General features: G+C 72.0%; 17 protein-coding genes. 13 read left to right on the top strand and 4 right to left on the bottom strand.

Annotated elements, in window-relative coordinates:
- Positions 1-53 precede the first annotated feature (53 nt).
- Positions 54-884 (top strand): SagB/ThcOx family dehydrogenase, encoded by an 831-nt coding sequence (locus tag WMF11_RS39915; protein WP_437974530.1) that lies wholly within the window; start codon positions 54-56, stop codon positions 882-884.
- On the opposite strand, the gene WMF11_RS39910 is transcribed toward WMF11_RS39915, so the two are convergent.
- Positions 885-1,778 (bottom strand): SDR family oxidoreductase, encoded by an 894-nt coding sequence (locus WMF11_RS39910; protein WP_437974529.1) that lies wholly within the window; start codon positions 1,776-1,778, stop codon positions 885-887.
- Positions 1,779-1,877: 99 nt separating this feature from the next.
- On the opposite strand from WMF11_RS39910, the gene WMF11_RS39905 reads away from it, so the two are divergent.
- The 7 genes from WMF11_RS39905 (at position 1,878) to WMF11_RS39875 (ending at position 10,190) form a co-directional block, all read left to right on the top strand.
- On the top strand, positions 1,878-2,789 hold the full coding sequence (locus tag WMF11_RS39905; RefSeq protein ID WP_437974528.1) for a LysR substrate-binding domain-containing protein: 912 nt from the start codon (positions 1,878-1,880) through the stop codon (positions 2,787-2,789).
- A gap of 186 nt (positions 2,790-2,975) precedes the next feature.
- Complete coding sequence (locus WMF11_RS39900) at positions 2,976-4,109, top strand: PAS domain-containing protein (RefSeq protein WP_437974527.1); 1,134 nt, start codon at positions 2,976-2,978, stop codon at positions 4,107-4,109.
- 232 nt (positions 4,110-4,341) lie between these two features.
- Positions 4,342-4,986, top strand: a complete 645-nt coding sequence (locus WMF11_RS39895) for a DUF2267 domain-containing protein (RefSeq protein ID WP_437904390.1) — start codon at positions 4,342-4,344, stop codon at positions 4,984-4,986.
- 250 nt (positions 4,987-5,236) lie between these two features.
- Positions 5,237-5,536 (top strand): hypothetical protein, encoded by a 300-nt coding sequence (locus tag WMF11_RS39890; protein ID WP_437904388.1) that lies wholly within the window; start codon positions 5,237-5,239, stop codon positions 5,534-5,536.
- Between the two features lie 35 nt (positions 5,537-5,571).
- Positions 5,572-6,309: a phytanoyl-CoA dioxygenase family protein gene (locus WMF11_RS39885; RefSeq protein ID WP_437904386.1), complete on the top strand. Its 738-nt coding sequence runs from the start codon at positions 5,572-5,574 to the stop codon at positions 6,307-6,309.
- A 112-nt stretch (positions 6,310-6,421) separates the two neighbouring features.
- Positions 6,422-9,172 carry a hypothetical protein gene (locus tag WMF11_RS39880; RefSeq protein WP_437974526.1) on the top strand — a complete coding sequence of 917 codons (2,751 nt, stop codon included), beginning with the start codon at positions 6,422-6,424 and terminating at the stop codon, positions 9,170-9,172.
- Positions 9,173-9,317: 145 nt separating this feature from the next.
- Positions 9,318-10,190 carry a DNA-formamidopyrimidine glycosylase family protein gene (locus WMF11_RS39875; RefSeq protein ID WP_437974525.1) on the top strand — a complete coding sequence of 291 codons (873 nt, stop codon included), beginning with the start codon at positions 9,318-9,320 and terminating at the stop codon, positions 10,188-10,190.
- 13 nt (positions 10,191-10,203) lie between these two features.
- Here WMF11_RS39875 and WMF11_RS39870 read toward each other — a convergent pair whose 3' ends face one another.
- On the bottom strand, positions 10,204-12,240 hold the full coding sequence (locus WMF11_RS39870) for a hypothetical protein (RefSeq protein WP_437974524.1): 2,037 nt from the start codon (positions 12,238-12,240) through the stop codon (positions 10,204-10,206).
- Between the two features lie 422 nt (positions 12,241-12,662).
- Here WMF11_RS39870 and WMF11_RS39865 point away from each other — a divergent pair, with 422 nt between their 5' ends.
- Positions 12,663-12,953, top strand: a complete 291-nt coding sequence (locus WMF11_RS39865; protein WP_437904380.1) for a hypothetical protein — start codon at positions 12,663-12,665, stop codon at positions 12,951-12,953.
- Between the two features lie 119 nt (positions 12,954-13,072).
- Entirely contained in the window at positions 13,073-13,525 is a 453-nt protein-coding gene (locus WMF11_RS39860; protein ID WP_437974523.1) for a LamG domain-containing protein, read from the top strand.
- Positions 13,526-13,707: 182 nt separating this feature from the next.
- Here WMF11_RS39860 and WMF11_RS39855 read toward each other — a convergent pair whose 3' ends face one another.
- Positions 13,708-14,109, bottom strand: coding sequence for a hypothetical protein (locus tag WMF11_RS39855; protein WP_437904376.1), 402 nt, complete (start codon positions 14,107-14,109; stop codon positions 13,708-13,710).
- Positions 14,110-14,982: 873 nt separating this feature from the next.
- Here WMF11_RS39855 and WMF11_RS39850 point away from each other — a divergent pair.
- The 3 genes from WMF11_RS39850 to WMF11_RS39840 all read left to right on the top strand — a co-directional run bounded on the left by WMF11_RS39850 (position 14,983) and on the right by WMF11_RS39840 (position 21,044).
- Positions 14,983-18,945, top strand: a complete 3,963-nt coding sequence (locus tag WMF11_RS39850) for a serine/threonine-protein kinase (RefSeq protein WP_437974522.1) — start codon at positions 14,983-14,985, stop codon at positions 18,943-18,945.
- A gap of 273 nt (positions 18,946-19,218) precedes the next feature.
- Positions 19,219-20,019: a hypothetical protein gene (locus WMF11_RS39845; RefSeq protein WP_437974521.1), complete on the top strand. Its 801-nt coding sequence runs from the start codon at positions 19,219-19,221 to the stop codon at positions 20,017-20,019.
- Positions 20,020-20,141: 122 nt separating this feature from the next.
- Positions 20,142-21,044, top strand: a complete 903-nt coding sequence (locus WMF11_RS39840; protein ID WP_437974520.1) for a LysR family transcriptional regulator — start codon at positions 20,142-20,144, stop codon at positions 21,042-21,044.
- Here WMF11_RS39840 and WMF11_RS39835 read toward each other — a convergent pair.
- The gene (locus tag WMF11_RS39835; RefSeq protein ID WP_437904368.1) at positions 21,025-21,342 is read right to left on the bottom strand and encodes a putative quinol monooxygenase; all 318 of its coding nucleotides are present in this window, start codon (positions 21,340-21,342) and stop codon (positions 21,025-21,027) included. The two genes, WMF11_RS39840 and WMF11_RS39835, sit on opposite strands and share 20 nt — an antisense overlap.
- Positions 21,343-21,689: the final 347 nt, after the last annotated feature.

The following is a 21,689-nucleotide window of genomic DNA, read 5'->3' as shown; positions in this document are numbered from 1 at the left end:
GCGCTGGACGGCGGCACGGCGCCGTGGCGCGCTGACTGGGGCAACTGGGGGACATGATGAAATTGAGTCAAGCCGATGCGGTCACGGTCAATGTCGTGGAGCTGGTCTATGGAGACCAGGTGGAGCTCGATGATCCGGCGGAGACATACCATGAGGCTTCCAAGATCCATCCGGGCATCCTTGGCGAGGAGGCGGCTGGTAGGGCGCTCCTGGAGACGAGCGCGCAGCTCCAGCGCTCGACGGCGAGGTCGACCAAGCGGTACGTGCTCGGCGAGGCGATTCGACTGCCAGGACCGGCGCTGCCCGATGTGGGCCTGACCGCGCTCCTGCGGGAGCGCAGATCGATCCGCCAGTTCAGCGGCGCGCGCATCGACCTGCAGGCGCTCTCGAGCCTCGTGTACGCCGGGTACGGCATCACCCACACGGTCCCCGCGAGCCCGATGACGATGCGGACCGTCCCTTCAGGAGGCGCGCTTTACCCCCTGGATCTCTACTGCGCCGTCCTCGGGGTCGACGGGGTTGCCTGTGGCGTGTACCACTACGACCCCTTCGAGCACGCCCTGGAACAGGTGCGGGCTGGCGACTGCCGGGAGGAGATAGGCGGCTCCATGGTCGCTCCCGGGATCGTGATGGGCGCGAGCGTTGTCCTGCTGATCGCGGCGATGTTCAGGCGAAACCGGTTCAAGTATGGCCTCCGAGGGTACCGGTTCGCGCTGATCGAGGCCGGGCATCTGGCGCAGAACGTGCTGCTGGCCTCCCAGTCGCTTCAGCTCGGCGGCGTTCCGCTGGGCGGCTACTATGACCGCGGCATCGACGATCTCCTCGGCATGGATGGGGTGAACGAGTCTGTCGTCTACACGCTCGCCATCGGTGTTCCCGCCTGATCAGGCCTCGACCGGCGCGAGCAGCGCTGCCCGGTGGCGTGAAACGTAGCTCCGCACGTCCTCCGCGGGCTTGCCGGTGAGCTCCTCCACCGCCCTCGTCGCCACATCGAGCGTTCCGCGGGCGATCGCCTCGTCGAAGGAGGCGAGCAGCCCGGCGATCGCCGCGGGCATCCCGGCCTTCTGCATGCCTTGCTCCAGCACATCACGCGGCACGGGGACGTACTGGATCGACTTGCCTGTGACGGCCGAGGCGATCTGCGCGAGCTCGCGCTGGGACACGGCCGCCGGCCCGGTGATATCGAGCACGCGCTTGCCGTCGAAATCGGCCGCCAGGGCCGCGGCCGCGGCGCGGGCGCAGTCCTCGCGCGTGACATACCCGGCCTTGCCGTCGCCGGCCGCAGCGACCAGCTGGCCCGTCGCCAGCGCGCGCCGCAGCGAGGGCACGAGGAAGTCCGTATAGAGGTTGTTGCGCAGGACGGTCGCGCCGAGCCCGCTCTCCGCGAGGGCGTCCTCGGTGGCCTGGTGGTCGGGCGCGATCGTGATCGGCGAGCCTGGCCCGGGGTTGGTCAGCGACGTGTAGACAACGTGCCGCACGCCCGCCTTCACCGCGGCCTCGAGCGCGCTCCGGTGCTGCGCGATGCGCCGGCCCGGGCGGTCCAGCGCGTCGGTGCTGATGAGCAAGAGGCGCGCCGCGCCGGCGAACGCCTCCGCGAGCGACGCGGGAGCATCGAAGTCTGCGCGCCGCACCTCGACGCCGCGGGCGCGGAGCTCGCCGAGCTTCTCCGGGTGCCGGGTCGTGACGATGAGCGGCCCGGCGCCCTGCGCCAGCAAGAGATCGACGACGCGCCGCCCGAGCTGGCCGTTCGCGCCGGTGACGAGGAGAGGCTGAGACATGGTGAGAGCTCCTTGTGACGAGGTGGAGCGGATGTTTGCCTCTGTCTCGAATCTGGTGCAACACGCAGAAACTGGCTACTGTGTGCCGGAATGGGAACAATGGATCTGAACCACCTCTCCGTCTTCGCGGCGGTCGCCGAGACGGCGAGCTTCACGGAGGCGGCGCGCCGGCTGGGGGTGCCCAAGTCGACGGTCAGCCGGGGCGTCGCGTCGCTGGAGGCGTCGCTCGGCGTGCGGCTCTTGCAGCGGACGACGCGCAGCGTGGCGCTGACGACGGCCGGGCACGCGCTGGTGGACCGCCTCGGCTCGCGGCTCAAGGCGCTGACGGAGGCGATCGAGGGGCTCCCGGAGCTCGAGGACGAGCCGTCGGGCACGCTGCGCCTCACCGCGACGGCGGACTTCGCCACCGAGGTGCTGGCGGAGATCCTCGCCGCCTTCTGCCGCCGCTACCCGCGCATCACGGTCGAGATGGACCTGTCGACGCAGCCCGTGGATCTGGTGAAAGAGGGGTACGACGCTGCGTTCCGGTTCCTCGCGAAGCAGCCGCGAGACTCGACGCTGGTCGCGCGCAAGGTGGGCGAGCTGCACCTGCAATTCTACGCCTCGCCCGCGTACCTGGCCGCGCGGGGGACGCCGAGGACGCTGGAGGATCTCGCGGGGCACGATGGCGTGTCGCTCATCAAGACGAGCCCGTTCGGGCGAGACGAGGTGTCGCGCGCCCGCGCGCGGCTCCGCGTCCGGTGGCTCGTGAACGACGGGTTCTTCGCGCGCGAGGTGGTGCGCAACGGCGGCGGGATCGGCCTGCTCCCGACCTTCCTCGTCCAGCAGGACGTGCTGGCCGGAGCGCTCGTCCGCGTGCTCCCGCGCTGGACGGCGCCGACGGGCGGGGTCTTTCTCGTGTTCCCGAGCGGCCAGCACTTGCCGAGGAAGACCGTCGCGCTGCGCGATCACGTGGTCGAGGCGCTGCGGGTGCAGCTCAAGGCGCGCGCGGGCCGCGCCGGTGAGGGCTAACGCTGCATCGGGGTGTCGCGAACATTACACGCGTGTTGGACCCACGGCAGCGCCGCGACGAGATGGGATCCGCGCCTCCCCGCGGGCGCCCCTTAAGGCTTGATTTGCCGGCAGGTCGTGAGGTTAGGTTGCGCAGCCGAGGCCGCCGGCGCATCGCGGGCGGGGCACCTGAACATGAGCGCACACGTGGACACTCTCGCGCGATCGCCGCTCGCGGTGGTCGAATACGGGCTGGATCTGGCGATCACGGCGTGGAACGAGAGCGCCGCGCGACAGCTCGGGTTCTCGAGGCAGGAGGTGATGGGTCGATCCATCGTCGAGCTGCTCCCTGTCCCCGAGGGCGCGGGGTTGTGGCGGCGGCTGCTCGACGAGGACAGCGGGGAGCAGCGCCTGCGTCACACCCGGAGGGACGGGCGCGACGTGGCCGTCGTGTGGGTTCATCACCGCGTGCTCGATGCGCGGGGCGAGGCGGTTGGCGTGATGTGCATCGGCCGCGATGTGACGGCCGAGATCGAGGCGTCCAGGCGTCAGGCGGAGCACCAGCACATCCTCCGTGCCCTCGTCGAGAACCTCGATGTCGTCGTCTGGGCCTGCGATGCCAGCGGCGTGTTCACCTACTACGACGGCAAGGCGCTCGCGGCGGCCGGCATGAAGCCAGGACAGCTCGTGGGGCTGAACAATTTCGACATCTACAAGGAGCACCAGACCGGGGGGTTGCGCAGGGCGCTTCGAGGGGAGCCGATGCACAACGTCATGGAAGCGGACGGAAAGCCCATCGAGAACTGGTTCGTCCCGGTCCGGGGGGAGGGGGGCGAGGTGGACTCGGTGGTCGGCATCACGCTCGATCTCACCGAGGCACGGCGCGCGGAGAGGGAGCTCCGGGAGCGGCTGGCGATCATCGAGCGTCAGCAGCAGGTCATCCGCCAGCTCTCGACACCCATCCTGCAGGTCTGGAAGGGCGTGCTGGCGCTCCCGATGATCGGCGTGGTCGACAGCGCGAGGACGGCGGAGGTGATGGACAGCCTGCTCCAGGCGGTGGTGCGCACCGGGGCCCGCTATGCGCTGCTGGACCTGACCGGGGTCGAGGCCGTGGACACGAAGACCGCGAGCTACCTCGTCGATCTCGTCCGCGCGATCCGGCTCCTCGGCGCGGAGGGCATCGTCACCGGGATCCGGCCGAGCGTCGCCCAGACGATCGTCTCGCTCGGGATCGATCTTGCCGAGATCACGACGCTTTCCGACCTCCAGGCGGGTCTGAAGCATTGCATCGGGCTCACGCTGCGCGAGGCGACCCGAGGCGGGGGCCCCGACCCAGGTTGAGGTCGGGCGCCCCGACTCAGGTTGGGGTTGAGGTCGCCGGTTGGGGGGTCGCCGACCCAGGTTGGGGTGGGACGACCGACCCAGGTTGAGGTCGCCGGCCACCCAGGTTGGGGTGGGACGACCGACCCAGGTTGAGGTCGCCGCAGGTTAACGTTACCGGCCGGACCCTCCTCCCCCGGGCACGCGCCTGGCACGGGCCTCGCAAAGGATCGTCTCCGGAAGGAGGCCCCTCATGGATTACGACCGCTTCGTCGAGGAGGTGCAGCGCCGCGCCGGCTTCGAGGGCCGCGATGAGGCCGAGCGTGCGATCGCAGTGACAGCACGGACGCTCGGCGAGCGGCTGCTCGTGGAGGAGGCGGCCGCGGTCGCCGGTGGGCTGCCGGGTCCGGTCGCCGCCGTGGTGCGCGGCGCCACGTACCAGGGCGACTTCGATCGCGACGAACTCTACGACCGCATCGCCCGCCGCGAGGGCGCGCCGCGCGGCTTTGGCATGGAGCACGCCCAGGCCGTGTGCCAGGTCATCGGCGAGGCGCTGCCCGAGGCCGAGCGCGTGCGGCTCCAGCGGCACCTGCCCGACTGGGCGGACCTCTTCGCGCCGCGCTCGGCTGGCGCACCCCCGCCGCGGCCGGCGCACGCCGCGTCTCCGCCCGAGACCGGCCAGGGCTCGACGCTCGCAACGGGCCGGCCTGGAAGCCGCCACCCCTTGAGCGAGGCGCGCCCCGAGACGGCCCATGCGCAGTCGGTCGCCCGATCGGATGATCCCCACGCGGATACCAAGCTATCGAGCAGCCCGGGGCTGACGCAGGAGCGCCTCCGAGAGACGCTGGCTGACGGGCGCCCCGGCCCCGAGCACCCCGTCAGCGAGACGCAGCGCTGAGGCCCTCGTGGCGCGTGGATGGCCCCACCCGGCGCGAGGGCCCCTGGCGCCTGCTTGACAGCGGCCGTGCTCCCGCGAACACTTCGTCTCACGGGCTGCTCCGAGCCCGGCTCCTCGCTCGCCGCCGGCACGGCTCCGCGAGGGGCGAAGAGGGCGCTGCCCTTCGGCGGTCTTCGCTCGTGATGCTGCCGCTCTTCCGTCGGTGCCGGCCGACAAGGACCGATCTCGGCAGATCACCTGGACAGGGCCGATGGGGAACCGCCACCACCACAAGAAGCTGCGCGCCGACGTCCGCGCCAGGATGGCCCGGACCGGCGAGAGCTACCAGAAGGCGCTCGCGCAGATCCTCGACGAGCGTTCCACGCCGAAGGCGGCGCGAAGCATCGATCTCGTGCCGATCGATTACTTCGGCGCGCCGGCCGCGCTCGCGACCTTCGAGATCGCGGGGCGGCTCGCGTGTCTCGTCGTCTCGAGCCGCCACCGCCCGCGGCCGTTCCCTCAAAGCCCCCTCGTCGCCCTGGCGATGCGTGGGCCTCGGGCCATCCATTGAGTGATCTCCGCGATCCCCCGTATCGCGAGGTCAAGATGAGCACGTCAACGAGAGATCGAATCGACGCCTTTCGCGCGCAAGGCTTCTTCATCATGCGCGCTTTCCTCGACATCGCCGAGCGCGCCGAGCTCCGCCGCGCGTGCGACGCCGCGCTCCTCCGCACACGAGCGCTCTCCCGGGAGACGGGTCACTCGACCCCCAGGATCTCGCTCCTCACGGACGGCGCGACCTGCTTTCAGGACGATCCTTGCGCGCTGGAGCTCATCTCCGCGTTCGTCGGCTCCCGGCGTGTCTGCGAGCTGCTCGCCGGCCTCTCGCGTGCGGGAGCGGGAGAAGGAGAGGAAGACGTCCCGCGCCTGAAGGACGCGCATTACTACCACGAGCAGACGAGGCGCGACTGGGACGGGGACTGGCACCGAGACAGCCAGTTCGGCCAATCCGATCCAGAAATCGAGCGCGCGATCATCGCGACGACGACATCGGTCCACTTCAGGGTGGCGCTGGAAGACGACGATCGGCTCGAGATCGTCCCCGGCTCCCACGCCCGCTGGGACACCCCGGACGAGCTCCGGATCCGCAGGGGCGCCGACCGGACCACGCCGGACATGCCGAACGCCGCGCGCGTCGTCTTGCGCGCCGGAGACGCGTGTATCTTCCACGCGTGGTCGATTCACCGAGCAACTTACCTTCGGGCTCCTCCACGTCGCACGATCGACGCCCTCTACACCTTCGCTCGTCCGACCGTGCGTCGGTGGGCGCCGCCGGCGATCTGAGGTGCGGCGAGCGCCGCCGCGGCCTCCGCGCGCGTGACCGGCGCGCGATCGGCGAGCAGGCACCCGGCGAGCTTACAGCAGCCGCGCGCGAGGTCGCCTATCCTTGCCGCCCATGGCGCCCCGCCTGCCCCTGCTCCACCGCCTCGCCGGCGGGCTGGAGACCCGCCCCGTCAAGGCCGCGATCTCGCTCCTGATCCTCGTCTCGGTCCTGCCCATCCAGGGCCTCGACGAGCAGCTCCGCCCGTATTTCCTGGCGATCTTCGGCGTCGAGCTCCTCTTCCGGGCCGTCCTCCTCCACCAGCGCGGGGACGGGCGATCGCGCCTCGACGTGCTCCTCTTCGCCTTCGACATCATCGCCTGGGTCAGCTTCCTGCCGCTCGAGCGGATCCTCGACGCGCACGCCGCCCACGCCCTCCCCATGCTGCGGCTCTCGCGGCTCTTCCTGCTCCTGCGCTTCACGCGCGAGATCGCGATCGACCTCTACGCGATCATGACGCGGCGCGAGCTGCTCGAGCAGTTCGGGCTCGTCACGCTCGCCGTCTGGGGGCTCGCGTTCGGCTCCTCCGTGCTGCTCAGCCACCTCGCGATCACGCACGACTACGATGGCCGCGGCCCGACCCCGGACACCGACTTCATCGACCGGATCTGGTGGTCTTTCCGGCAGATCGAGAGCGCCGACAACCTCGTCGAGAACCTCCGGGTCCACCCCGTCGTGGCCGTCGTCTCGCTCGGCCTCACCATGGTGGGCGTCTTCATCACGTCGTTCATCATCGGCATCGGCGCCAACGTGGTCGACCAGGTCGTGCGCGCGGCGCGGCGGCGGCCGGTCCGCTACGCGGGGCACGCGCTCGTGATCGGCCCGGTGCACGAGGCCGAGATGCTGGTGCAGGAGTTCGTCCGGCTGTACGAGCGCCACCGCGCGCTCCGGAGCATCCGGCTCGCCGAGCTCTGGCTGTGGCTCATCCGCCGCGGGCCCCCGCCGACCCGCCACGCCCTGCCGCGGATGGCGCTCCTCGGCACCGAGGACGACCCGCCCGCCTACCTCTACGCGCCGGGGATGCGCTGGGTGAGCTACCGCCAGGGGGACAGCGCGCAGCCGGAGGCGCTCGAGCTCGTGGGCGCGGCCGAGGCGAAGCGGGCGTTGATCCTCGCGCGGCCCGACGCGGGGCCCGACGCCGACGCCCTGACGGCGATGACGCTCTCCTCGTTCCGGACGCAGAACCCGCACGGCCACGTGTTCGTCGAGGTGCAGGAGAGCAAGAACCGCGATCTCATCCAGGAGGTGGGCGGGCCCGGGACACATCCGCTCGACATGCAGCGGTTCCTCGGCTTCTTCCTCTGCCAGCACCTGCTCACGCCGGGCGTGGAGTCCCTCTACACCGACCTCATGACCGCGGACGGCTCCGAGTTCTACACGCACATCTTCCTGGGCGAGGAGGCGGCCGGAGCCGTCGGCAAGCTCGGCAAGGCGCCGAAGCACGAGCTCTCGTTCTCGGACATGGCGCGCGCCGCCTGCGAGAAGCAGGTGATCCTCGCGGGGGTGTTCCTCGGGGACGAGGCGGCGGTGCCGAAGCGCGAGGAGGGCAAGCTCGTGTCGGTCGAGGGGCTCGTGCCGTGGCTGAATCCGCTGCTCGATCCGCCCGAGGGGTCGCCGGCGTGGGCCCTCGGCGCGCGGGCGGGCCGGGTGCCGGCGCAGCGGCTCAGGGGGCTCATCGGCGTATCGGCGACGTATGCGCCGCTCCTGGACTACGGGCGAGAGCTCTACAGGGGGCGGGGGATCGAGCGCGCCGCGGCGCCGGACGGCGCGACGGCGGCGCACGCGTGGGCGGCGAAGCTCTCGCTGCACCTCGGCGAGATCGAGCGGGTGCTGATCGTCGGGTACAGCGCCGCGCTGCCCTCGCTGCTGCACGCGCTCGCGCGGTTCGTGCCGGGCGTCGAGGTGACGCTGGTCCTCGGGGAGCGCGGGGACGAGCGGATGCCGCTCCCCGATCGGCTCGCCTCGCTCGGCGTGACGCCCGGCCCGGGCGGCGCGCCGCCGGGCTCGGACGGGGCGATGCTCTCGCTCCCGCGCGGGGGCAGCGCGACGGTGTACACGCAGCACGGGCACGACCTCGCCTCGCTCGCGGTCCGCTGCGTGGCGCGCGGCGCGCCGCTCTCCGCGGCGGTGTTCCTGAGCGAGCCCGAGGGGCTCGATCGCGACGCCCGCACGGCGATGCGGGTCATCCGCTTCGCGCGGGCGCTGGCGAGCCGGGAGCTCGCGCACGGCAGGGCGCTGCACGTGCTCGCGGAGTTCTCCTCGGTGGCGAAGGGCGAGCACGTCCGGAGCCTCCTTGCCCCCGACAAGTGCGGCCTGGCCGTGCGGGTCAGCCTCGTCAGCACCGAGCGCATCAAGAACTATTTCATGGTCCACAGCGCCTTCGTGCCGGGAGTAACGGCTCTTTACGATGAGCTCCTCGGCGAGGGCGGGCAGGACCTCGTCCGCATCGAGGCGCCGCCGCCCGACGAGGCGGGGCAGGCGGGCGGCGAGCTCCGCTTCGACGACATCCGGTCGGCGCTCGAGCCCCGGGGCGCCATCCCCATCGCGCTGGAGCTCGAGGAGCCGAAGGAGGACCAGCCCGGCGGCGCGAGCCCCGTCGCGCAGCGGGGCTCGCGCCGGGGCGCGAGCCATGTCGCGCCGCCGGGCGAGCGCAGGGTCGTGCACCTGAACCCGCCGCCGGAGAAGGCCTTCAAGACGGCGCTCATCCGCGTCGTGTACGCGCTCGCACGGCGCCAGGATCTCGTGATCCAGGGGGCGCAGCGGCCGAGGCGGGGCGATGCCGGCGAGGCCGCGCTCGGCGAGGAGTCCCCGCGGATCAGCGCGTGATCAGCGCGTAATCAGCGGGTAATCAGCGGGTAATCAGCGCGTAATCAGCGGGTAATCAGCGCGTAATCGGCGCGCCGCCGCGCCTCTTTTTCGCGCCTCGCCCGAAGTCGCGCGATCTTCGCGGCGAGATCTGTATCCTGGAGGCGTGCCCGAGCGCCCGGACCTGGAGTACGTCGTTCCGATCCTCGCGCGCGAGCTCGCGGGCGCGGCCGTGGCCGCGGCGCGGGCCGAGAACTCGGTGGTGCTGCACGTCCTGCTCCCGGAGCGCCTCGACGCGCTCTTGCCGGGCGCGGCGATCCGGCGCGTGGCGCGGCGGGCGCACGCCGTGGTCTTCGAGCTCGACGGGGCGCGCGCGTTCGATCTCGTGATCTCCCCGATGCTGGCAGGGCGGTTCTCGATCACGCGGCCAGGAGAGACGCGGATTCCGACCGATCTCGCCTTCTCGCTGACCCTCGGGGACGGCCGCGAGCTCAGGGTCCGAGACGACGTGCAGATGAGCAAGGTCCACGTGCTCGCGCGGGGCGATTTCGACAGGATCCCCGGGCTCCAGCGCGTCGGCCTCGACGTCCTCGATCCCCGGGTGTTCACGCAGGAGGCGTTCCGCGCCGCCGCGCGCGGGCGGCGCGACCTCGCCAAGGATTTCCTGATGGACGGGACGGCGCTCGACTCCATGGGAGACTCGTACGCCGACGAGGTGCTCTTCGAGGCAAGGATCCACCCGAAGGCGACGGTCCAGAGCCTCTCCGAGGAGGAGACCGACCGCCTGCACGTGGCGATCGCCCGTGTCCTCGGCGACGCGACCCGGACGATCGCCCGGCGCGCGCCGGCGCTGGACGAGCGGCTGCGCGACTTCCTCAAGGTCCGCGGGCGCCCGGGCCAGCCGTGCCCGCGCTGCGGCGACAAGCTCCGTCGCGCGAGCGTCCACGGGCACGACGCGATCTTCTGCCCGGCCTGCCAGCCGGAGGCGCGGAGGAGCGCAGCGGGGGATCCGCGCCGCGCCCGGCGGGAGCCGGGCTGAGGCGAGGCCGGCGTCACAGCGCTTCCGGCAGCGGCTCCGGCGGCGCGAGCCCCGCGCTCTTCGCCCTGCACGGGACGCTCACGCCCTGACAGCCGCACTGGTTCTGGCCGCCGTCGGTGATCTTGCCCGCCGTGCCGCTCTCCGTCTCGACGTTGAGATCGATGAAGTTGCACTCGATGGTGCTGCGCGCGAGCGCCACCGAGGCGCCGAAGCTCGCGACGGCGGCGCCGTCGCTCGCCTCGATGCGCACGCCGGTCAACGTGGCCTCCGAGTCGCCGGGGTCCTTGACGATCGTGACGCCGTTTCCCTGGAGCCCATCGGCTGAGCTCCGCGTGCCGCGGACCGTGGTCTCCTCCAGGGTGGCCACGGATCCGAAGAGGGCGAGCCCCGAATCGACGCTCTCCTCGACGAGCGACGACCGGATCACGAGGCCGCTCCGCCCGTCCGGCGCGTCGAGCGCGTGGACCTCGATCCCCCGGCCGAAACGCCCGTCCGACGCCTGCGGGAGCGTGCGGCGGACCGCGACCCGCTCCAGCGTCGCGTCGGCGCCCTCGATGAAGACACCCGCGGTGCGGCTCCCCTCGACAACGGAGCCGCGCGCCGTGACGTCGCCGCGCAGCGGGCCCCGGGAGGCCACCGCGAGCCCGACGCCGTGCTTCCCGTCCGCGTCGCGCGGCAGGGTGTTCCGCACGAGCACGCCGTCGAGCGAGGCGTCGGAGCTCAGGATCGCGACGCCCACGTAGCGGCTCTGCTCGACGACCACGCGTTGCAGGGTCGCCTCGGAGCGCAGGCCCTCCTCGAGGTCGGCGGCGATGTAGATGCCCCACCCCGTCGCCAGCTTGTCCGGGTAAGGCCGCGTGTCGCGCACGACCGTATCCTCGACGACGGCGGACGAGCCCTGGACCCAGATCCCCGCCTCCTCGTTGGCCTCGAGGACGCTGCGCCTCAAGGTCACCTGGCTCGGCTGGCCCCGGCTGTTCCGGATGGCCAGCACGCCCATCCCGGCGGCGTTGGTGTCGATTCCGGTGCTGTCGCGGATCACGCTGTCCTCGACGAGCGCCTCGGAGGCGATGAGGTACACGCCGGTTCCGTGGCTCTGCTCGACGATGGATGCGCGTATCGTGATCGAGGCGGCCGTGTTGCCCTCTCCCCTGTTCGCGCCGACGCCCGTCCCCTCGACCTCGCCGGACTCGAGGGTTCCTCGCACGACGGACGACTCGAGGGCGAGCTCGGCGCCCGCGCTGTGCGCGCCGACCCGATGGGCCCCTTCGACGAGCGAGCCACGGACGGTGAGCGCCGCCGGGCCTTGCGCGTTGTCCACCTTGATGCCCTGGGCGCCCGCGCCGGCCACCCAGACCTCGTCGATCACGACGCCGCTCGAGCCCGAGACCAGGATACCTTGCCCCGCGCTGCGGATCGCGACGCCCCGTATCTCGGCCGCGTCGGCGCCCGCGCCGACTTCGATGGCCGCGGCCGTGTCCGGCCCTGCCCCGGCGATCTCGACGAGCGCCGGGCACCTCCCCCACAGCCGTACTGGCTTGTTGACGATCACGTCCTCTGGATACGTCCCCGCCGCGATCGCGACGACCGCGCCGGGCGCGGCCGCGCGGAGGCCCTCGCCGACGGTCGTCCACGGCCTCTCCGGCGTGCCATCGGAGTCGCCCCCTGGATAGGCGCCGTCGACGTGTTGTGTCCCCTCGTCCAGGGCGATGTCGCCCCATGGCGCCTCACCGCACGGCGCGACCTCGCGACAGGCGGTCTCCCCCGGCACGGCCATCGTCCCCGCAGGGCAGGGGGCATCCGGCAGGACAGGCGCGCACGCTCGGTCGCCCGGCGTGAAGCGGGCGCCGCAGGCCTCGGGCGGGATGCCCGCGGGCTCGCACCCAGAATCGGTCGTGCGCTCGCCGGCCGCGCACCCCGGCGCGGCCGCCCCTCCTCCTCCGTCGCCGTCAGGCGTCGCGTCCGGCCGAGGTGGGGGGGCCTCCCTGTCGCAGCCGGCCAGGAGCCACGTCGCCGTGAGCAGCAGGAGCGGAGCCCCGTGTCGGTCCATGAATCCGTCCATGAACCGGAGCACGACGTCGAGCAACAGTCTACTTGTCGTCCACCACCGTAAAAAAACGCCGGCCCGTCCGCGCTCACGGTCTTCTCTTTGCTCGAACGCGACCCAGGAGACGCGGAGGGTTCACAGGAGAGAGCAGCGAGCGACCGCCATGCACTCCGCGCCTCTTCTTCTGCGCCTCTGTGGTGCATTTTTCTTCTCACTGCATCGTCGCGTGGCGCGCCGGCGCGAGTCGAGCCTCCGTGCGAGGCACGGTGACAGGGAGCGGCGTTCTGAGCTACGCTGAGCGCCCCGTAGGAAACGCAGCATGCTTTGCAAATCTTATCACTCTGCACATCGCCTGGCCGGCATCGCCGTGCTTCTTCTGTCGCTGCCTGGCTGCGCCCTCGACACGAGAGGCACAGGCGGGTCAGGTGAATCCGAAGCTCAACCCGGAGGACCTGGCGGCGATCCCGCTGGAGAACCCGGCGGAGCCATCGCCGGACAGCCTGACGGCGCTCCCGTCGAAGAGCCGGGCGGCGCTCCCGTCGAAGAGCCTGGCGGCGGGCCGGCGGAAGAACCCGGCGGAACGCCGACGGAAGAACCCGGCGGCGATCCGGTCGAAGAGCCCGGCGGGGATCCGGTCGAAGAACCCGGCGGCGCTCAGGTCGAAGAGCCTGGCGGCGCTCCCAAGCCGCTGTGCGGGGCGGCAGCTCCATCGCTGATCGCGTGCTTCGCGTTCGAGGGGAACCCCGACGACGCCTCGCAGCATCACTTCACGCCCGAGCGGGTGCGCAGCCTGCACTACGCGCCTGGCCGGGCCGGGCAGGCGCTCTCGGTGAAGATGGGGAGCAAACTCTACTTCCGTCACGACGCCGCATGGACCGCCTCCGCGATGACCATCGATGTCTGGATCAACCCCTCCTCTCTCCCCGAGAAGCGGCGATACACCGTGATCGACAGCGGCGGGAAGCCTTCGCTCTTCCTGATGCCGGGCGGACAGATCCGCTGCACCATGGGCGTCGAGCGGAACGTGGCTTACCCCATCGTTCCCGGGCAGTGGACGCACGTCGCCTGTCTCTCTGATGGCCAGACGCAGAGCCTCTACGTGAACGGCGTCGAGGTCGACCGGAGCCCCTCTGGCCCGGTGATCGCCTCAGGCGAACAGCCCGTCCACATCGGCTCGGACGAGCCCTCGGGGGAAGACGAGTTCAACGGGCTGCTCGACAGCCTCCGCATCTTCGGCCGGACGCTCACGCCCCAGGAGATCTGCGCGGCTGCCGGCGGCGGCTGCTGATCTGCGCCGTCCGGCGCGCACCCGACGGGGGCTCTGGCCCGCGGGCCGGCTTCATGGCCGGCGCCGCTCAGCGGCAGGCGAGCCCCGGCGTGACCGGCCAGGGCTGCCGCAAGGAGGCGCGCTCTCGGCGCGCGCAAGGAAGAGGGGAGGGAGGGAAGAGGGCTAAAGAGGAGAGAAGCGCCTCAGAAAGCGGCGTCGCGGAGCTTCTCTTTGTACTCCGCCTTGTACAGATCGTGGCAGGTCTTGCAGCTCGCTTTGGCACCGTCGATGTCGCCCTTCTTGGCCTTCTCGATGCCGTCGTTCGAGATCGCGACCCACTTGTCCATACCCTTCGGCGGCCTCGCCGCCACGTACTTCAGCGCCTCCGCGATCTTCGCGCCGTCGCCGCTCGTGGTCGCCGACTGCATCACCGTCTTCATCCAGCCCTGCATCGGACAGGCCTTCTGTCCTTTTGCACCGCAGCCGAAATCCTTCTTCTCGGCGACGGATGCGGGGAGGTCCGCGGTCCCGCCAGCGGCCCACGCGGCTCCAGCAAAGCCAATGCCGACGGTCATCAACACGGCACTCATCAGCTTCTTGCTCATCGACATCCGACGTCTCCTGTGGGTAAGGGCAAGCGCAGCGAGAGACATTGCAGCTCCGCGGGTGGATGTCAACAGCCACCTTGGTCGCCGAGCCAGCTCGCGAACGCCACCCAGGCGGAGACGGCGTCGGGGCACAAGATCTTCATCACAAACGCCGCCGAGGCGAAGATAACGTCAGGAGAGAAAAACTTCATTCATGATGTCCGCCCAGCGCCGTCTCCGTCCTCGCTCGCACCGCGCGGACGTCCTGACACCACGCCGCGGGCGGAGGTGCCGGGCCGCCGGCGAGCGCGCCTCGGGGCCGCCCTCTGGATGCGCGCCGCCTCCTTGCCGCTCGAGCGCCCACCCTGGGCGCCGTGGGCGGCGTCTCGCGTTCGTCGATGGCGCAGGCGAGGTCTCCTCGCCGGCGCGATGACGAGGTCCGCGATGCGCCAGACCGACCCATCGACAGGACGCGACTACGTAGCTTATCGACAGGGCGCGATGCGCCCTTGGATGCCTTTCAGATGCCTTGAACCGAGCCCGCAGAACACGGCACCCGGGGCGCCCTCTCCGGCGCCGGCGCCGTTCCCCCATCACGGGCGCCCTCGTTGTCGACGATTTACCCGCGCTCGGCGCACCACCCGGACGGCCTGCGCACACGCACGTATCCGTCGAGAACCCTCGTTCGCGCCGGCGGGCGGCCAGCGCGTGCGCGGAGCCGGTCCTCCCCGAGCGCCCCGGCGTGTTCTTCGTGAGACTCCAGCCCTGACGCGCCGCATCGCGCGTTCGATCCGGTCGCGACCGCCGTGGAGGTGAGTCGCCATACCATCCCGGGCCTGTATCCAGACCAGGAGGGGGGCGCGCGTGATATCGCTGGATTCACGGCCGTTGATGCGCGTCGGAGAGATCGTCGACGAGCGGTTCCAGATCGAGGGCCTCGCGGGCTCGGGCGGGATGGGGCACGTCTACCGGGCGCGCGACCGGCGAAGCGGCGACACGGTGGCTCTCAAGGTGCTTCGCCGCGCCGACAAGGGTGAGCTCAGCCGCTTCTCCTGCGAGGTGGAGGCGCTCTCGGCGCTGCGCGTCCCCGGCGTCGTCCGGTACATCGCCCACGGCGTCGCGGCGGGCGGCAAGCCGTATCTGGTGATGGAGTGGCTCGCCGGGGAGACGCTCGCCGAGCGCATCGCGCGGCGAGGGCTCACCCCCGCCGAGAGCGTCGACGTCGTCGCGCGGATCGCGGAGACGCTCGGCGCCCTCCACGGGCAGGGCGTCGTGCACCGCGACCTCAAGCCGAGCAACCTGGTCCTCGTCGAGGGGCGGCTCGATCGCGCGATGGTGCTCGACTTCGGGATCGCGCGCTTCCGGATCGACCAGCAGCTCACCCTGCCGGGCACCGTCCTCGGGACCCCGGAGTACATGGCGCCCGAGCAGGCGCGCGGCGAGCGGCGCGTCGACGCCCGCGCCGACGTGTTCGCGCTCGGCTGCGTGCTCTTCAAGTGCCTCACCGGGCGCGCCGCCTTCCAGGGCGCCGGGGCGCTCGCCGTGATGGTCAAGGTGCTGCTCGACGAGCCGCCGCGCCTCCGCGAGGTCCGCCCGGACTTGCCGGACGACCTCGACGCCCTCGTCACCAGGATGCTCGCGAAGCAGCCAGACGGGCGCCCCCGCGACGGCGCGGCCGTCGCCGAGGAGCTCCGCGCGATCGACCTCAGCCGCGCCGGCGCGGCGGATGGCGCCTACCCTGCCGCGCTGGCGCCCGTCCTGGAGCTCACGAGCAGCGAGCGGCGCGTCACGTGCCTCGTGCTCGCGCACGAGCGCTCGGCGCCCGAGGAGGTGACGCGCTCGCAGGAGGAGGAGCACGCGCGGGCGACGGGCCGCGCCGACGAGCTCTACGCGCTCGCCGAGCGCTACCAGGGCCAGATCGAGCTCATCGACGCGAGATCGCCGCTGCTCGTGCTGACGAGCGCCGAGGCGGCCACCGATCTCGCCGCGCAGGCCGCGCGCTGCGCGCTGTCGCTGCGCGCATTGCTCGGGGGCGCGCAGGTCTCGCTCGTGACCGGCCGGGCCGAGCTGACGTCGCGCATCCCGATGGGCGAGCTCATCGACCGGGCGGTCCAGCTCCTGCCGTCGCGCGGCGAGCCGGGCGCGGTCGCCGCGGTGCGCATCGACGAGGTGACGGCGGGGCTGCTGGGCGGCCGGTTCGAGACGAGCTCCGAGGGCGGCGCGCGCTTCCTCCACGGGGCGCGGGACGACCTCAAGGTGACGCTGGCGCCGGCGCTGCTCGGCAAGCCGGTGGCGTGCTTCGGGCGGGAGCGGGAGCTCGCGGTGCTGACCGCGGAGCTCGATCGGAGCATCGAGGAGTCGACCTCCGGCGCGCTGCTGGTGGTCGCGGCGGCCGGCATGGGCAAATCGCGGCTGCGGCAGGAGTTCCTCGAGACGGTGTCCGCGCGCAACGCGCGAGCGGCCGACCGCGCGCGCGGCGGGGGCGACGCCGACCTGGCGGACGGCGCTCCCGTGGAGGTGTGGGTCGGGCAGGGGGACCCGATGAGCTCGGGCTCGGCGTTCGGCCTCCTGTCGCGCGCGCTGCGGGGCGCGATGGGCATCGTCGACGGTGAGCCGCTGGAGGAGCGGCGGCGCAAGGTGAGGGCGCGGGTCGAGCGGCACCCGGAGCTCGACGTCGGGCGCGTCAGCGCCTTCCTTGGCGAGCTCCTGGGCGCGCCGTTCCCGGACGACGACATCCGGGTCGGCGCGGCGCGGCGCAACCGGCAGCTGATGGGCGATCAGCTGCGGCTGTCGTGGGAGGAGTTCATCCGGGCCGAGTGCGCGAGGCAGCCGGTGCTGCTGATCCTCGAGGACCTGCAGTGGGGCGACCTGCCCACCCTGACGATGGTGGAGGCGGCGCTCCGGAGCCTGCGGGATCTGCCGTTCCTGGTGCTGGGGCTGGCCCGACCCGAGGTGCACGAGGCCTTTCCGGGGCTGTCTCAGGGGCGCTTCGGCAACCAGATGATGCTGCCGCCGCTCACGCGCCGGGCGAGCGAGCGGCTGGTGCGGGCCGCGCTGGGCGACGACGCGCGCGCGGAGCTCGTGGCCACGCTGGTGGACCGGGCGGACGGCAACCCGTTCTACCTGGAGGAGCAGGTCCGGGCGGTGGCGGCCGGCCACGGCGCGGACCTGCCGGAGACGGTGCTGGCGATGGTGCAGGCGCGCATCGAGGCGCTCGACGCCGAGGCGCGGCGCGTGCTGCGGGCCGCGAGCGTGTTCGGCCAGGCGTTCTGGCCGAGCGCGGTGAGCGCGCTGCTCGGGGGCGCGGTGGTGACGCGCTGGCTCTCGGAGCTGGAGCGCCGCGAGGTGGTCCACCGGCGCGGCCCCGGGCGGCTGCGGGGAGAGGTCGAGTACCGCTTCCGGCACGCGCTGGTGCGCGAGGCGGCGTACGGGATGCTGACGGAGGCCGACCGGCGGCTGGGCCACGCGCTGGCGGGCGCCTGGCTGGAGGGCGCGGGCGAGCCCGACGCGATGGCGCTCGCGGAGCACTTCGAGCGCGGCGCCGTGCCCGCGCGGGCCGCGGCGGCGTACCTGCGCGCGGCGCAGCACGCCCTGGAGGGCAACGATCTCGGCGCCGCGATCGCGCGGGCCGAGCGCGGGCTCGAGTGCGCGCCGGAGCCCGCGGTGGTGGGGGCGCTCCGGCTGGTCCAGGCCGAGGCGCACATATGGCGGGGCGACCTCGCGCTGGCCGAGGAGCGGGGGACGGACGCGGCGCGGCACCTCGCGCCCGGCTCGGCGCCGTGGTTCGCGGCCGTCACGCAGGCCGTCGCGGCCGCGAGCAAGCTGGGCGGCTTCGACCGCGTGGAGCGGTGGATGGGCGCGGCGGTCGTCGCGCCCGCGCTGGAGGGCGCGGGCAGCGCGAGGAGCACGTGCCTCTGCGCGGGCGCGGCGACGCTGGCCTTCGCCGGCCGCCCTGCCGTCGTGGACGCGCTCATCGCCGCGGTGGAGCGCGCGCTGCGTGACGGGTCTGCGACGGGCGCGGAGGTGGTCGCGGGCCTCCACAACGCGCGCGCTTTCCGCGCCATGAGCGAGGGCGATCCCAGCGCCTGCGTCACCGGCCTGGAGGCCGCGCTGGCCGCGTTCGAGCAGGTCGGCGACCGGCGCAACGCGTGCATCACCCGCGGGAACCTGGGCTATTCCTACGGGGAGCTCGGCGATCTCGGCGGCGCCGAGGCGGCGCTCAGCTCCGTGGTGGAGGCCGCCGATCGGATGGGCCTCTACGAGGTGGTGGCGGCCGCGCAGGCCAGCCTCGGGCAGGTCCTTGCCTACCTCGGCAGGCTCGCGGAGGCGCGGGCCGTCGCGGAGGCGGCCCTCGCCTCGAGCCAGCGGTTAGGCGACCCGCGGGCCGAGGTGGTGTCGCGCTCGTACCTCGCGAAGATCGCCCTGCTCGCCGGCGATTTCGCGGGCGCGGAGCGCGAGGCGCGCCTCGCCGAGACGCTGGAGAGCGCGTCGCCGTTCCGCGTCACGGCCATGGCGATCCGCGCCCGGGCGCTGATCGGGCTAGGGCGCGCCGCCGAGGCGCTCGCGGCCGCCGGCGAGGCCCTGGCAGCGCTCGAGTCGCTCGGCGGGATCGAGGAGGGCGAGTCGATGATCCGCCTGGTCCACGCGGAGGCATTCTCCGCGGTCGGCGATGAGGCCAGCGCCGCCGCCGCGATCTCCGCTGCGCGCGACAAGCTGCTCGACCGGGCGGAGAGCGTCCGTGACCCCGAGTGGCGCAGGCGCTTTCTCTCACACGTTCCGGACAACGCCCGCACCCTGGAGCTCGCAGCGCAGTGGGTCGGAGCTGTCGGAGCTGGGCGGAACTGTCAGAGCTGAACGTGATTAAATGTGGCTGAGCGTCGCTGAACGTGGCTGAACGTTGCTGTCCCACGGCGGAATCCGCGGAGGACGTGCAATTAAATAGCTGACAGTCGAAGTGGTTTGCCGTACCCTGGTCATTGACGTGGAGAGTTCCCGGCCGTCGTTGTGTTGAGCGACGCGCCGGAGGGCGTGCTGCGATCGGGGAGCGTGGGCGCTCCCCTTGGCTCGCTACCGAGGTCTCATCACGTGAAAACCAGTGCTGTACTTGGGTGCGCAGGCATCCTTCTCGTGGCTACCGGCTGCGTCGCGCCCGAGCAGGCGCTCGAAGCGGGGGATGAAACAGAGGAGCTCAGCTCGACCGCTGACGCGCTCGCGAGCGGCAACGCGCTGAGCTTCAATGCGCTGAGCTTCAATGCGCTGAGCTTCAATGCGCTGAGCTTCAATGCGCTCAGCCACGCCGCGCTGAGCAGGGACGCGGCCTCCGCGCTGAAAGATCCCAGCGAGAGGGGCGATCTCTTCCGCACGCTCGTGAAGTACACGGTCAGCTGCGCGCTCAAGGAGTCGCAGTCGTTCCGGTTCTCCTGGACCGACCGCGCGGGCGTGACCCACAAGGAGGTCTATCCCGGACACCTCGGCCTCGCGCCCCGGTGGGACCGGCGCCCGCTCGACGACGAGGGCAAGCGCATGGTCTCCGCGTGCCTCGCCGCCCACACGAACCGCTATGAAGTCTCGGTCAGCATCTCGATGCGCTCCCGACAGAACCCGCTGCATCACGAGGTCGGGTGCGACGAGCTCGACGATTACCCTCATGTCGAAGGGGCCTTCTGGGGGAACCTCTTCACGGAGACGCCGTACCTGCGCGCCTGTTACAACCCGGCGAACGTCGATGTCGCGCGCGCGGCGAAGCGCGACTGCGCCGCCGGCCGCCTGGACGCCGACGGCGATCTCGAGGGCTGCGGGATGATCGAGATCGTCGGGCGTTGCAAGGAGTCCTGCGGCAAGCTCAACCGCTCCGGGGAGTATTACAAGGAATGCGATGATCCGGAGTTCGGCGAGACGCGCTATGTGATCACCACCGCGCTGCGGTGACCCTCGCCCTCCCGGGGAGGGGGGCCGCCGGTCGTCTTCTCCCTCGGCAGCCATGATCGGAGCCGAGCGAACGCGCCGCCCTCCCTGGCGCGGGCGGCGTCGCCGGGCGAAGATGCGCGGCCATGGAGATGCATCAGGTCCGGTATTTCCTTGCGGTGACCGAGACCCGCAGCTTCACGCGCGCGGCCGAGCGGTGCGCGGTCTCGCAGCCCGCGCTCACGGCCGCCATCAAGAAGCTCGAGGAGGAGCTCGGCGGGCCGCTCGTCCTGCGCGAGCGCGGCGGCGCCAAGCTCACGGCGCTGGGGCAGCGCGTGCTGCCGCGGCTCCAGCGGCTGCGGGACGAGATGCAGGCCGTCCAGGTGATCGCGGACAACCACCGGCGGCTCAAGCAGGTGCCGCTCCGTGTGGGCATCCTCTGCACCATCGGGCCCGCGCGGCTCGCGGGCTCGCTGGCGGCGTTCCGCGTGGAGGCGCCGGGGGTGGAGCTGGAGATCGCGGTGGCCGTGCAGGGTGAGCTCCTGCGGCGGCTGGAGGAGGCCGAGGTCGACGTCATCGTCTCGAACCTCGGCGACGCTGTCCCGGACTGGTGCGTTGTGGCGCCCCTCTACGAGGAGCGCTACGTCGTGGTCCTCCCGCCTGGCCACCACCTGGCCGGGCGCGAGGGCCTGCGGCTCGAGGATCTGGACGGCGAGCCCTACCTCGATCGCCTCGCCTGCGAGATGCGCGAGCAGGTGACGGGCGTGTGCGCCGCGCGGCGCGTGGACCTGTACGCGGCGTACCGGACCGATCGGGAGGACTGGGTCCAGAGCCTGGTCCACGCGGGGCTGGGTTTTGCCTTCATGCCCGAGCACTCGGTGCTGCTGACGGGCGCGTCGCAGCGCCCGCTCGTCGATCCGGCCCTCCGTCGCACCGTCGCGCTGGTGCGCTCGGGCGATCGCACGCCGGCGCCGGGCTTGCAGCTCTTCTGGGACGCGCTGCTCTCGCGCGCTGCCCGGGCGCGGCCGGTCAACCCTTCGCGGCGATGATGTCCACGTGCTCGATGACGGGCGGCGCGGCGAGCAGCTCCGGCGCCTTGGCCATGAGCGCTGCGGCGATGCGGCCCGCGAGGTGCTCCTTGCGCCCCACCTCATCCGCGAAGGTATCGAAGATACCGAACGTCGACGTCCCGATGCGCAGCGCGAACCAGTGAATCGTCCGCGGCTCCTCGGCGGCGAGGCCGACGGCGGAGCGGAGGAGCGCCTCGACCTCGGCCTCCTTGCCGGGCTTGGCCTCGATGCGGGCCAGGAGGGAGAGCGTCACGGCGGTCGGGGAAGCAGCGGTCATGAGATCCTCCTCTTCGGCGGCGCACGGCGCGCCGCGCTTCGGTGAAGAGAGTTGTAACGATCGGCGTCCGGCCGACCATTCGATGTTCTGGATGGATCCATCAGCGCCGTGGATGGGCGCTTCACCGGAGGGATGGCCGCGACCCTCCGCCATGGCGGCGCCACCCCCTGAGGTGGAGCGCCCCTCGGGTCCTCCCGTGTTTTCGCGCGGGCATGGGGTGTGCTCGAGGCCGAGCGTCATGCCGACGCTCGAGCACAACGCCCTCGTCGAGATGTTCCGCGAGCACCCCGAGCTCGCGCCCCACTGGCTCGCGACGCTCTTCCACCTCGATGTGCCGCCACACACCT

The organism is Sorangium sp. So ce295, from assembly GCF_051527405.1.
Lineage (GTDB): Bacteria > Myxococcota_A > Polyangia > Polyangiales > Polyangiaceae > Sorangium > Sorangium cellulosum_B.
The sequence above is the reverse complement of the archived record's forward strand: the minus strand, read 5'-3'. Positions and strand labels throughout refer to the sequence as shown.